Origin of the sequence: Dyadobacter tibetensis Y620-1 (genome assembly GCF_000566685.1) — a bacterium.
Taxonomy (GTDB): domain Bacteria; phylum Bacteroidota; class Bacteroidia; order Cytophagales; family Spirosomataceae; genus Dyadobacter; species Dyadobacter tibetensis.
The window spans coordinates 100,278-112,848 of record NZ_AZQN01000005.1 but is presented as its reverse complement, the minus strand read 5'-3'; the positions used below and the strand labels follow the sequence as shown (position 1 = coordinate 112,848).

The 12,571-nt window shown below is 44.9% G+C and carries 11 protein-coding genes; 7 read left to right on the top strand and 4 right to left on the bottom strand.

All coding sequences use genetic code 11. From position 1 onward, the window contains the following. Nucleotides 1–49 precede the first annotated feature (49 nt). Both X939_RS0114905 and X939_RS0114900 read left to right on the top strand, forming a co-directional pair. The gene (locus X939_RS0114905) at nt 50–913 is read left to right on the top strand and encodes a UDP-2,3-diacylglucosamine diphosphatase (RefSeq protein WP_025764090.1); all 864 of its coding nucleotides are present in this window, start codon (nt 50–52) and stop codon (nt 911–913) included. A 3-nt stretch (nt 914–916) separates the two neighbouring features. Further along, nucleotides 917–2,065, top strand: a complete 1,149-nt coding sequence (locus tag X939_RS0114900; protein WP_025764089.1) for a glycosyltransferase family protein — start codon at nt 917–919, stop codon at nt 2,063–2,065. A 347-nt stretch (nt 2,066–2,412) separates the two neighbouring features. Here X939_RS0114900 and X939_RS0114895 read toward each other — a convergent pair whose 3' ends face one another. The 3 genes from X939_RS0114895 to X939_RS0114885 all read right to left on the bottom strand — a co-directional run bounded on the left by X939_RS0114895 (nt 2,413) and on the right by X939_RS0114885 (nt 5,827). Continuing rightward, on the bottom strand, nt 2,413–3,651 hold the full coding sequence (locus X939_RS0114895) for a serpin family protein (protein ID WP_044199665.1): 1,239 nt from the start codon (nt 3,649–3,651) through the stop codon (nt 2,413–2,415). An 84-nt stretch (nt 3,652–3,735) separates the two neighbouring features. Beyond that, a complete protein-coding gene (locus tag X939_RS0114890; RefSeq protein WP_025764087.1) occupies nt 3,736–5,286 on the bottom strand; it encodes a hypothetical protein in 1,551 nt (516 codons plus the stop codon). Further along, entirely contained in the window at nt 5,264–5,827 is a 564-nt protein-coding gene (locus X939_RS0114885; protein WP_025764086.1) for an RNA polymerase sigma factor, read from the bottom strand. Before X939_RS0114885 ends, X939_RS0114890 begins: the two co-directional genes overlap by 23 nt. Before the next feature lie 282 nt (nt 5,828–6,109). On the opposite strand from X939_RS0114885, the gene X939_RS0114880 reads away from it, so the two are divergent. From X939_RS0114880 to X939_RS0114870, 3 genes are all read left to right on the top strand, one after another. Continuing rightward, nucleotides 6,110–6,406 (top strand): muconolactone Delta-isomerase family protein, encoded by a 297-nt coding sequence (locus tag X939_RS0114880; RefSeq protein ID WP_025764085.1) that lies wholly within the window; start codon nt 6,110–6,112, stop codon nt 6,404–6,406. A gap of 164 nt (nt 6,407–6,570) precedes the next feature. Then, on the top strand, nt 6,571–6,999 hold the full coding sequence (locus tag X939_RS0114875; protein WP_131694765.1) for a ribonuclease domain-containing protein: 429 nt from the start codon (nt 6,571–6,573) through the stop codon (nt 6,997–6,999). Nucleotides 7,000–7,115: 116 nt separating this feature from the next. Continuing rightward, nucleotides 7,116–7,556 (top strand): barstar family protein, encoded by a 441-nt coding sequence (locus X939_RS0114870; RefSeq protein ID WP_025764083.1) that lies wholly within the window; start codon nt 7,116–7,118, stop codon nt 7,554–7,556. A gap of 26 nt (nt 7,557–7,582) precedes the next feature. Here X939_RS0114870 and pnuC read toward each other — a convergent pair whose 3' ends face one another. Continuing rightward, nucleotides 7,583–8,215, bottom strand: a complete 633-nt coding sequence (gene pnuC / locus X939_RS0114865; protein ID WP_044199622.1) for a nicotinamide riboside transporter PnuC — start codon at nt 8,213–8,215, stop codon at nt 7,583–7,585. Between the two features lie 112 nt (nt 8,216–8,327). Here pnuC and X939_RS0114860 point away from each other — a divergent pair, with 112 nt between their 5' ends. Both X939_RS0114860 and mfd read left to right on the top strand, forming a co-directional pair. Further along, nucleotides 8,328–8,918: a hypothetical protein gene (locus tag X939_RS0114860; protein WP_131694766.1), complete on the top strand. Its 591-nt coding sequence runs from the start codon at nt 8,328–8,330 to the stop codon at nt 8,916–8,918. Nucleotides 8,919–9,151: 233 nt separating this feature from the next. Beyond that, on the top strand, nt 9,152–12,499 hold the full coding sequence (mfd, locus tag X939_RS0114850; RefSeq protein ID WP_025764080.1) for a transcription-repair coupling factor: 3,348 nt from the start codon (nt 9,152–9,154) through the stop codon (nt 12,497–12,499). Nucleotides 12,500–12,571: the final 72 nt, after the last annotated feature.

The following is a 12,571-nucleotide window of genomic DNA, read 5'->3' as shown; positions in this document are numbered from 1 at the left end:
ATAATCTGCCAGTAACACCTAGGTAATATAAAAAGTGAACATTTGTATCATGGCAGAGAAAACAGACTTTAGGACAATCATTATTTCAGATATCCACCTGGGAACGAGTGGGTCGAAGGCCGAAGAGGTCACCGCTTTTCTTAAAAGGTACAGCTGTAAAAAACTCATACTGAATGGCGACATTATTGATGCCTGGCAGCTAAAGAAATATGGCGTTTGGAAGCGCAAGCACACCTTATTTTTCAAAAGGGTGCTGCGGATGATTGAACAGAACAATACCAAGGTAATATACCTTCGAGGCAACCATGACGATTTTCTTGACCAGATACTCCCTTTACGATTGGGAAAACTATTTCAGATACGCAAAGACTATATTCTTAACTCAGGTGATCAACGGTTCTATGTAACCCATGGAGATGTTTTCGACTCCATCACCACACACCTAAAATGGCTGGCATACCTTGGCGACATAGGTTATACCTTCCTATTATGGGTAAACAAGCAATATAATAAATACCGATCGTGGAGGGGCTTACCTTATTTCTCACTATCACAAAAGATAAAGTCATCGGTCAAGTTTGCTGTAAACTATATGTCGGATTTTGAAGAAAAACTCACCGAACTAGCTCGCTCTAGGGGTTGCGATGGCATAATCTGCGGGCATATTCACCAGCCAGCCATTCGTGAGATAGATGGGATTATGTATATGAACTCGGGCGACTGGGTAGAGACCCTTAGTGCTTTGGTAGAGGACCATGATGGAAACTGGAATCTGCTTTATTATAACGAAGTGCTGGAAGATGAGCGCAAGAGTGAAGTAGATGCCCCATTTAGAGAAACGGGTTTCCGGGTAGTAGACAAGCAGGTAGCCTTCACAGGTTTAATGCCTAAACAAAATAAACGACTAGGATAGAAAATGCGCATCGTTTTTTTAGTACAGGGAGAAGGAAAAGGACATCTGACCCAAGCCATTTCACTGGGACAAATCTTAACAGAAGCGGGACATGAGGTGGTAGGTGCCCTGGTTGGGCAGTCGGAAGGTCGGACAGTGCCTGCCTTTTTCAAAAAAGAAATAGGCGCACCAGTTTTTTTACATGATGCCCCAAATATTATCTATAATAGTGACGGGGGCGGGCTAAATCTCTCCAGGACACTACGCACACACCTAGCGGCCTTACCTCGCTACCTCAGCAGCCTCAGAAAAATACATCAGACCATCCAGTCCCTGGAACCTGATCTGCTGATCAACTTCTATGAAATATATGGGGGCTTGTATAACCTACGTTACGGTACCAAGATCCCCATGGTCTGCATTGCCCATCAATATTTATTACAGCATCCGCTTTTTACCTTCCCACCAAACAGCAAAGTGGACAGATGGCTAATCAATTTCAATACGGAAGCGACATCATGGCTCTGTAAAAAGAAACTTTCACTCTCTTTCCGATCCTTTCCCCAAGCTAATGTCGGAAAGAATATGGTGGTGCCCCCTCTACTTCGTAAGGCTGTACGAGAACTAAAACCCAAAGACGAGGACTTTTTTCTGGTATATATGACCCATCATAGTCTTAGCAAACAGATCATCAGCTGGCATGCCCGGCATACTGAAGTAAAACTTCAGTGCTTCTGGGATAATGCCGCGGCTCCAGAACTCGTGCAGCATAACCCTAACCTTATTTTTCGCCAAATCGATGCGACCAAATACCTGCAGCTTCTGGCAACCTGCAAAGGACTGGTGACTACAGCTGGTTTTGAGTCAGTATGTGAAGCCATGTATTTGGGTAAACCTGTTATGATGGTTCCCGTACCACAGCATTTTGAACAAGAATGTAATGCGCTCGATGGTGTAAATTCTGGAGCTGGTGTGGCAGCCACTACCTTTGACTTATCCCTATTCATGGCGTATTTACCGAAACATAAGGATCAATCCGCTCAATTTAGGAACTGGTATATGAAGGGTGATAATATTTTTATCAATGCCATCGAGGCCTACGGAAACGGAACCGTTTCAAAAATAATGCCCTCTCAAACCATACAGGCCATCGGAACGCTTTCTCCTGCCTAGAGCCCCTAAAAAAGAGCTCCTACTGTTCCGCCCCCTCCTGCTGATGTCATCAAAAAAATACATCGGAGCTTATGCCGATCATTCAGAAAGGCATTTGTCGTCGGTTTTATTGAGCCATACAGGGCAAATAGCTCAGGGGTAGTTCATCACAGGATAGCCTAGCCCGTCATAAAAATTGATCACCGCTCCAGCCCCCCTTAGGATAAATCTTTTATCGGCTTATTGCGAAACAGGCTCTTAAAAACAAAATCGTTCGGAAGTAAAACCTCCGAACGATAACGCACCCCAAACGCCAGCCGAAACCGGCGTTCTAATCTTTAATTTCTTACTTCCTGCATATAAACTACTTATTGCGTAGCAGCAGGATTCATGATCCGGCCCATAAACAAAATGGTATTGGAGGTCTTTTCACTAATCACCAAGCCAAAGGGTTGATTACAGATAAACTGCATCGTATTTGGATCGACGCTAGTCAAAACCACCCCGATGGTGGTGACGGCAGCGGCCTCCGTTCCTTCTTCATCCAAACCCAGGTAGGCATCTTGCTTAACAAAACTTACCTTAAGGGGATCTGTATCGTTAATTTTGGAGAGATCGGCTAGCTCCTGAAACACTTTTTGGATCCCCATTTGCTTGAGCGTAGAATTAAGGTTCACACTTCGTTTCAGCGTGAACTTAGGCAGGCCCACCTTGACCTTGGTGGCCTTTAGCCCACTGTTCTGAAGGGCTTCCCACTTGGCAAAGGTCATCTCATTCATCACCTCACCGATCTTACGCCCCCCATTGGGCAGAATAATGGTCATATTGAACTGACCCTTCCCATAGGGTAGCTGAAGGGCCTTATAGCTATCGTTCGATGTAGCCTTATACGTTCCTTCCTGGAACATCATTTTCAACGGACTGCTCGTCCCATCTTCCTTATTGAAGGGTGTATCTGCCGTATTTTTTGTTTCAAATCTACTTTGCCAGCTACCCTTAAAATAAAGGGCATTAAGCAAGAACATCACCTGATCGGGCTCAATGGTATCCAAGACTTTTTCAATTTTTTTATTGGTTTTGTCAGAGGCCCATTGATTGATTTTACCCACCGCAGTGGCATCAAAGGGTAGGCCAGTAACATCGGCCTTAAATACCTGTTTTAGTGTGCTACTATAATCTGCTTTGACCTGAAATGCTTGCTTATGCCACATCGAATTGGCTAGTCCTAATTTAACGCTTCCGTCGGCATTAGGTAGATCCCGCAACAAGGTATAATAGGTCTGATTGAGGTCTTTGAGGGTTACTTCCTCCATTTTCAGACTGTTCTTTATTTCTGTAGCCGTCTGACCATCGGCACCATTGAGCAACATACCCATCGCCATATGAAGGCTTAGGGGCGATACAAAAAGATTGTCCGTAGCGGGTTGGGAGGCTTGCAGATTTTTAAAAAAATCAAAGGCAAACTCACCGCTCCCTTTAGCAATTTTCTCGGGAATGACAATCGGCTTTACATCACCGCCCGGTGGCAGGTCATCGTTGATACAACTCACCATAAGTCCCATGGCTAGAACAGGGATAGAGATACGTTTTAAGATTTCAGTTTTCATGGCTAATAAATGGTTAAAAGAAATAATATCATGGCTAGGCATGGGCAGTCTTCTCCCAGGCATCCTCCAAAGACTAAATTCATTTTAGAAACTATATCGCACGCCCCAGCCTATGCCATACAAATTGGGTTTCGACTGCAGGCTTACGTGGCTATGCAACCCAGGCGTCAGGCTCTGCTGGTAAGAACCGGTCAGATTAGCCCGCCATTTCTCCGAAAGCTGGTATTGTATTCGCAGCCCCGTGGTGGCCGCTAAGTTAACTGAGCGGTAAACCTGATCACTTGCCTTGGTCGTGATAACCGATCCCGTTGACGATTCGAGCTCATTGCTAAGGAAAAAGTTCGTCATTACCCCACCTAGTATGGCATAGTTCCATTTCCCTTCTGGATTAAGGGTATAGCCCGCCTGCAAGGGTAGCTGCATATAGCGGTAATTATTGGATATATCCTTGCTGATGTTGATATACATTTTATTTGTATTCTCCATGGTCAAGGTATGATTAGGCGAATTATAAACTTTATCACCCGACGACTTGCTCACATCAGCAATGGCCGACTCCACTACATTAGCCGACAGATTGGTAGAGGCTGCATTCAACAGATAGCCGCCGCCTTCATATACCGAATTGCCTTGTAGGTAGCTGATTCCCATTTCTACGGACCAGTGTTTGGACAGCTTTACCCCTCCTTGCGTTTGAAAGGCGTAGGAAGCCCCTGACTTACTACCTCCCGTCACTGCACTCTGACTAGCATAGGACATGCTTCTATAGGATTCTGGAGCCGACACTACCTTAAGGTTAGGATTGAAAGAAGCCGGCATAAAGCTGATACCCGCATAATATTCCCTTCCAGAGCTCGCCAGAAGTATGGGTTCATCGGGCATATCGGGCTTAAAAAATACATAACGCTTCTGCATCAGCACCTCGGCTTCCTTAGCAGGCCTAATTTCTAACATGCTAGCCTCCAGTACTCTTTGGTTCTGTGCCAACAGGGCATCCCCTCTCTGCTGGTTTGCCATGGGCGATTCGCCAGCCAGCCTTTGCATCGCATTTCCCGAACTACCCTTCTCACCCAAAGCCAGTGAACTCCTTCCAGCCTGTAAGTCGTCCGGGACCGTCCTTCCTGGATTCTTAGTATTGAGCCTACGATCTGCGAGGTTCTTATCTAATAAGGCTTGCGGAACCTGCTCAGCAGTAGGTGTGTGCCGGGCTAAGGCTTGCTCTGGCTGGGGAACATTGGTTATAGCACTGGTTGGAAAGGAATCCTTATTTGAAGTTTCCGCCTGGGTATCCGTCCGATCTGCAGGGGCCTGAGGAACCGCCTCTGACGAAATGCTCGTTGAAGGTTGTTCAATTCTCTTGGCATCGTTGTTCTGCAAGGCTATGTCATGACCTACCACATCGGGTTCCAGACTGTTGTACCATACCCCGCCCCCCACGACCAGCAGGGCAGCTATAGACGCAGCAACTAGCAAGAGTCGGGGTGTTTGCCACCAAGCAAGAGGAATAATTTTTCGGTCTTCCTCATCAAGCCTCGTCTCTATACCGTCCCAAACCGATTTTGGAGGCGGTACCGAAGCGTCCTCGAGGGCACGCTTCCACTGCGCTTCAAAGTTATTTTTTTCGGATGGTTTCATTGTCCAATCGATTTTCTTTATTTAATTTTTGTTGAAGAAGTCCTCTCGCCCTGGCATACTGGGACTTGGAGGTACCCTCCGATATTCCTAATTTTTCGGCGATCTCGTTATGTTGATAACCTTCAATGGCATAGAGGTTAAAGATTGTCTGGCAACCGGTCGGCAACTCTCTAACCATCTCCAGCAGCTGCTCGTGCTGAAAATTACCCAGCGTCACATTTCCGTCTGCCAATCCATTCTCATGCCCATCCAAATCTGTAAACTCCTTCCAAGGTTTCTGCTTCCTCAGATGATTGAGAGCCGTATTAACCAATACCGACCGCAGCCAGTATTCCAGGGGTGCATCATTTCTGAATGATCCTATATGTTCATATATTTTTATAAAAGCCTCTTGTAATACATCTTCAGCATCTGTTCTATTTTTAGTATATCGTAAACTGATGGCAAACAACTTCCCTCCAAAAACCTCATAAAGTTGTTTTTGGGCCAGTCGGTCGCGTTGTTTACAACCTCTTACCAATTCTTTTTCATCAAAGGTCATCCGAAGTATTAAGGGGTGCTTCGTTCGGTTAATCAATAAGTTACCATCTATGGCTTCCGATATTTCTGTCAACGCTACTTCCGACATATCTTTTACTTATCGTACTATAGCATGACAATTCGAACAAGAAATTAGTTGGAATTGTTTGAAAATAAAATCTTATTCGTATCTATGTACACCTTTGAAGGGCTTCGGAACTATTATTAAGCCGGAATCCTTTTACTTAGAAGGCGAGCAGATAAAGCCAGGGTAATATTTTTTTCACCTAACCTCTATCGTATCATGAGCCAATACATGGTTGAAATAATGCTTCCGGCCGTGATGTCGGAGGAATTTACAGGAAAGATACCAGCCCAGAAGAAGAAGATCAATGAGATGATGGAACAGGGGCAACTAATGTCCTATGCCCTATCCGATGATTATTCCAAACTCTGGTGTGTGGTTCGGGGGGAGAGTGAATTTGAAGTGATGTCTGTTATTTCGGAGTTTCCACTTATTGACTTTATGGACCCAAAAATCAGCAAACTTATGTTCAATAACGTGGTGGCGCTGCGGCTTCCTATGTTTTCTCTGAATTAGGGACGAAGTGCTCTGGTTCATTTAACCCCTATTTTTCAAGTGATTTTTAGAAGACCCCGGAGCGTATTATGAATATGTTTCGGGGTTTTTATATATTATGATCTTTGCTTTTTATTCGTGAGATGAATGGCCTCCTTTTAATTTTGAACTTCATTTTGACTAGTATGAAAAAGAAAAGAATCGCGATTCCCAATTTTTTCTGGCTCCTGTTATTTTTAGGACTCGGGGTCTCCGCCTGCTTCTCCGACAAAAGTGCAGACCATACACAGATCAATGGCATTTCCAAAACCCAACAAGATATAGTAGCCAACAAGCGCAGCCCTGCCATCCCCTCCAAGGTGCTTAAGGTGCTGGCGTATGTACGCACCCACGATCGGGCCCCGGACGGCTATATAGGTGGGCGGCGATTTGGAAATTTTGAAAAGCGCCTTCCACTTACGGATCAACAGGGTAGGCCCATGCAGTACAAAGAATGGGATGTAAATCCCAAGGTGCCTGGAAAAAACCGAGGGGCCCAGCGCCTCGTAACGAGCAAGAATCTCCGGGCATGGTACACCCAGGACCATTATGAAACTTTCGTGGAAATTCCATGATCAGGAGCTTAGAAAGCAGAGTATTCTCGATTTCTTTGACTGTATCCCTTCGACTTTCTGATTAACATTTTATATTTGCGCAGCATACAACTCAAAACCAGCAACCATTCTAGGGAATGAAAAAGACCCATTTTTTATTGACAAAAAATCCAGATACAGCTAATACCTTTTTCCCCAATGCTTTCATTGGCCGGCTGGATGGAAAGAAGGCAACCCATTCCAAGGCTTTTTTCGAGACAATCGCTGTTGCACTTCAATTTCCTGAAGAAAGTGGAGCTAACCTTGATGCCTTGGATGAGATGCTAAATGATTTGGACTGGATAGACCAGGAACAAGTGATCCTGGTCATTTCGAATGCCAACGACTGGCTTTCCCAAGAAAAATCTACAGATAAGGTACTCACCATTATCGATATAATGGATGCCACAGCCGAAGATTGGAAGTGGATGGACGAAGAAGAGGGTGTTGCAAAAAAAGAACTCAAAATTATTCTGGAGGATACACCAAGAATACGCACACTTTTGGAAGAGCAGGAAATTCCTTTTGGAGAGTTATAAGCTTGCGAAAGACTAATCTTTAAATGTCATGGTAACCTCAGATCTTTTCTCCAGTTCAGGTATCCCATTACTGCTAAGACTAGGAATACCAAATATAGCAATGCGGTAAGTTGTAATCCTTTGTACCAGTACATCGCCATATAGCAGGCATCAGCCGCAATCCAAAGGAGCCAGTTTTCCAAATACTTACGGGCCATCATCCATTGAGCAATCAGGCTGGATATGGTCAGTCCTGAGTCGACATACGACAGACTGGCGTCGGTAAAGGTCTCCAGCAGGTACCCCCACAGTAGGGTAAAGGCCAGGAATAACATACCAAAAAGGCCATATAGCCGGATTGGAGTCCTGCTGACCCTGACGCCTTCGTGACTTTTGCCTCCATAAGTCCACATATACCAACCATAGATACTCGTAAGAAAGTAGTACCCCTGCAACCCCATATCGGCGTAAAGCTGTACTTGCCAAAATACCAAAGCATAAAGCAGGGCATTAACAATGCCAAAGAACCACCCCAGAACATTCTGCCTCGTATTCAGATAAACACAGATAGCCCCGGTAACAAAGCCAAGGATTTCGAGCGGACTCGTGGTAAACTGTAGAAAAGTAATCGATTGATTTAACCAATCGATCAAAAAATCAAAAATTGCGAGTCCGTACATTCTAAATAAGGGCCTTCATTCATTTCTGCGCTAAGATAACCATTACCGAGTGATTAGCCATGCTTTCATTTTTCAACAGTTTTTTTCATCTTTATTGGAAATCCCCCTCGGCATGAAAATATTTTTCGCCCATATTATGATGGTACTAACCCTGGCTCTCGCCATGGGCTGTGGAAGCAGTAGACCACTCGACCATTTCGTAATCAGCCCTAATGCCAAACCTTTTCCTACGAAAAAAGAAAGTCCTATTTATGTAGTTTTAGGATCTGAAATCAGCGATGAGCTATGGATAGCAGCAGACGGACCCTCTAAGCTAAAAGTTCGCTCATTTCGCATGACCTTACAAGACGCCCTTTCAGCAACCCTCTCCCAGAACTTCCGAACCATATACTTTGTAGACTTGCCCCCTACCCAGGGGCTGGTTATGCAAGTACTCCAGGTAGAAGCCCGCTGGAAGGCAGTCGAGGGTCCTACGCCAACCTCCCAAATGCCCAAAACACAAGCCTTTCAATCCCTTTTCCATATGCAAGCCAGCTTGGCACTGAATGATCAGGTTTTGCAAAAGGTTTCATTTCAGGCGGAGGGAAGCGTCCATGGAGAGCCCCATGCTAAGACAGAGGCCTTCAAAAGTGGTCTTCAAGGCGGCTGCGAAGAGCTCAGCGATAAACTTTTCCCCCAGGATGTAGTGAGTCTGTTAAAATAAAATTGAGTGACAGCGCCGAAGCTTTGTACGCATTTTTTTTACCCCTATTTTTGCGGAGGAACAAGGAAAGCGATTTCGTTGTTACAAATAATGCCGGTCTGGAAACGAACCAGATACGGCTTTTTCTGTTTGGATAGAAACAAACTTATCCCAAGAAAATTACCATTCCATTTCATTAAGCCATCGAATAGTAGTCCTTCCAAAAGGGCTACCCAGACTAAATAACTATTTCATTGGAAGTTCAAGACTTATTAAAACTGTATGCGGGCGACAGCTACCTGGATAGCTTGGTATCCCAGATGTCTATCAAAAAAGACGAAGCGACCCACCTACAGATTAAAGGACTAGTGGGCAGTGTGGATGCGGTGATATGCGCAGCCATTCAAAAAAAGAAGCCCGCTCCAGCTCTTTATATTCTTAGCGACCGTGAGGAAGCTGCCTATTTCCAAAACGACCTGCAAAACCTGATGGGGGAAAATGAGGTATTATTTTACCCCACCTCCTACAAGCGCCCCTATCATTATGAAGAGGTAGACAATGCTAACGTACTGATGCGAGGAGAAATCCTCAATAAACTCAATGTACCCAAGCCTGATGCCTTCCAGATCGTCACCTATCCAGAAGCGCTCTCTGAAAAAGTAATCAATAAAAAAAGCCTCTTAGCGAATACTTTTCAGGTGAAAGTTGGGGAGCGGCTGGACCCTAGTTTTCTTACTGAATTCTTAAATAGTTATGACTTCGAAATCACCGACTTCGTATTTGAAGCAGGCCAATTCTCAGTCCGTGGAGGAATCATCGATGTTTTTTCCTATGCCAATGAGCAACCTTTCCGCATCGAACTCTTTGGAGATGAGGTAGAGAGCATCCGTCCCTTCGACCCTGACACCCAGCTTTCCAGTAAATCGGTACCCCTGGTCAATATTGTGCCGGATATTCAGCAAAAGCTGGTCAATGAAACTCGGGAATCTTTCTTGAACTTTGTAGGCAACAAAGCTACGCTGTGGATCAAGGACATGGAGCTGACGCTTGAGGTGATCGAAAGTAATCTTGAAAAGGCAGAGAAAGCCCTGCTAGAGGTTACGGGTGGAGGCGTACAAATTGTTTCGGACCCCCAGGATTTGTTTGAAACTCGTCGTGGATTTCTCAATCAGGTAAAAACCTTTAATACGGTCGAATTTGGGAAGCGTTTTTATTTCAAAACGGAATATAAACTTCCTTATAGCACCAAACCCCAGCCCTCCTTCAACAAGGATTTCAAGCGGCTGATGGACGACCTTAACGAGAACCAATCCAAAGGATATATTAGTATTATAGCCTCCGAGCAACCCAAACAGCTCGATCGGCTGGAGCGGATTTTCGAAGATCTGGATCCCTTCGTTAAGTTCCGACCCATGCACGTCTCTCTTCGGGAGGGCTTTTTAGACGAAAACCTTAAGATTGCCTGTTATACCGACCATCAGATATTCGCACGCTTTTTTAAATACAAGCTAAAAGATAAGTTTAGCAAAACAAAGGCCATAACCCTAAAGGAGCTCAAAACCCTCCAACCTGGAGACTTTGTCACCCATGTAGACTATGGTATAGGGCGCTTCGCTGGTCTGGAGCGGAAAGATGTTAATGGAAAGGAACAGGAGGCCATTCGACTCATATATCGCGATAATGACCTTTTGTATGTGAGTGTTCACAACTTACACAAAATAGCAAAATATACCGGTAAGGAAGGCACACCCCCTGCTATGAGCAAGTTAGGCTCTGGAGACTGGGAAGCCAAAAAAAGCAGGGTAAAAAAACAGTTAAAGGACATTGCTCATGAGCTGATTTCTCTGTATGCCAAGCGAAGACAGGCCCCAGGCTTTCAATATTCTCTTGACAATTACCTTCAGGCGGAGCTGGAATCATCGTTCCTCTACGAGGATACCCCGGATCAGGCTACAGCAACGGCAGATGTAAAAGGGGATATGGAAAAGGCCCATCCGATGGATAGACTGGTATGTGGCGATGTGGGCTTTGGTAAAACTGAAATCGCCATCCGGGCTGCCTTTAAGGCCGTTTGCGACAGTAAACAAGTGGCCGTGCTGGTACCTACTACTATCTTGGCCATGCAGCATTTTAAAACCTTCAGCGAACGACTTTCAGACTTCCCCGCTACCGTTGGTTACATCAACCGTTTTAAGACTACTAAGGAGATCAAAGCGACCTTGAAAGAGGCTGCCGAAGGGAAAATAGACATTCTGATAGGGACACACCGGATATTAAATAAGGATGTTCATTTTAAAGATCTGGGTCTGCTGATTGTCGATGAGGAGCAAAAGTTTGGGGTAAAGGCGAAGGATAGGTTAAAGGAAATGCGTGTAAACGTAGATGTGCTCACCCTGACAGCCACTCCGATCCCACGAACACTACATTTTTCATTGATGGGAGCTAGAGACTTGTCGGTCATTGCCACCCCTCCCCCCAACCGCCAACCGGTCACTACAGAAGTTCATAGCTTCAGTGAAGAATTTATCCGCGATGCCATCAGTTATGAGATTCAGCGGGGAGGTCAGGTATTTTTTGTACACAACCGGGTGGGCGATATCGAGTCTATTGCCAACATTATCATGCGCCTGGTCCCTGATGTCCGCATTGGCGTGGCTCATGGGCAGATGGATGGGGATAAACTTGAAAAGGTGATGGTCAATTTCATTGAAGGGGAATATGACATATTGGTATCGACCAATATCATTGAGTCGGGCATCGATATTCCGAATGCCAACACCATCATTATCAATTCGGCTCATATGTTTGGCATGTCCGACCTGCACCAGATGCGCGGTAGAGTAGGCCGATCCAATCGCAAGGCCTTTTGCTATCTGCTGACTCCATCCATGTCGACACTGGCCAGCGAATCGCGCAAGAGGCTACAGACTCTGGAAGAATTCTCCGACCTGGGCGACGGATTTAAAGTAGCTATGCGCGACTTGGATATTCGGGGAGCAGGAAATTTATTGGGTGCCGAGCAAAGTGGATTTGTGAATGATCTGGGCTACGAACTTTACCATAAAATGCTAGATGAAGCCGTTCAGGAGCTAAAAAACAATGAATTCAAGGATTTGTTCGCTTCTACTATGGCCCTTCCCCAGAAGTTAATCCCGGACTGCCAGATTGAAACGGACGCCGCTACTTTGATTCCAGATGGCTACGTAAAGAATATTTCGGAAAGACTTTCGTTGTATACACGACTGGACAACATTAAAACCGAGGACGAACTCTCTAAATTTGAAGAAGAAATTCTCGATCGTTTCGGCCCCATCCCCCTTGAGGTTCAGGATCTTTTGAAAATGGTGCGGCTGCGCTGGGAGGCCGAAAGCCTGTACATGGAAAAACTAACCCTGAAAAACAATACTTTAAAAGGATACTTCGTTACTTCGCAGAACGATGCATTTTTTCAGTCGGCCAAGTTTGGTAAGGTAATCGATTATATAAAGACCTACCCCAAGGTGAGTTCGCTGAAAGATTCAAAGGGCAAGCTGATACTAACCTGTGAAAACGTAAAAAATATTGAACAAGCGCGGACAATTCTAATAGAAATGACGAGTTAATCAATTTTGAAAAGAAATTAATTGCGATTGATTTCATACATTTGCCATTTGACATACTATATAATTAAGAAA

Bases quoted from the DNA above. Each gene is read 5' to 3' on its own strand.
- X939_RS0114905 (WP_025764090.1), top strand. From the start codon at position 50: ATGGCAGAGAAAACAGACTTTAGGACAATCATTATTTCAGATATCCAC.
- X939_RS0114900 (WP_025764089.1), top strand. From the start codon at position 917: ATGCGCATCGTTTTTTTAGTACAGGGAGAAGGAAAAGGACATCTGACC.
- X939_RS0114895 (WP_044199665.1), bottom strand. From the start codon at position 3,651: ATGAAAACTGAAATCTTAAAACGTATCTCTATCCCTGTTCTAGCCATG.
- X939_RS0114890 (WP_025764087.1), bottom strand. From the start codon at position 5,286: ATGAAACCATCCGAAAAAAATAACTTTGAAGCGCAGTGGAAGCGTGCC.
- X939_RS0114885 (WP_025764086.1), bottom strand. From the start codon at position 5,827: ATGACCTTTGATGAAAAAGAATTGGTAAGAGGTTGTAAACAACGCGAC.
- X939_RS0114880 (WP_025764085.1), top strand. From the start codon at position 6,110: ATGAGCCAATACATGGTTGAAATAATGCTTCCGGCCGTGATGTCGGAG.
- X939_RS0114875 (WP_131694765.1), top strand. From the start codon at position 6,571: ATGAAAAAGAAAAGAATCGCGATTCCCAATTTTTTCTGGCTCCTGTTA.
- X939_RS0114870 (WP_025764083.1), top strand. From the start codon at position 7,116: ATGAAAAAGACCCATTTTTTATTGACAAAAAATCCAGATACAGCTAAT.
- pnuC (WP_044199622.1), bottom strand. From the start codon at position 8,215: ATGTACGGACTCGCAATTTTTGATTTTTTGATCGATTGGTTAAATCAA.
- X939_RS0114860 (WP_131694766.1), top strand. From the start codon at position 8,328: ATGAAAATATTTTTCGCCCATATTATGATGGTACTAACCCTGGCTCTC.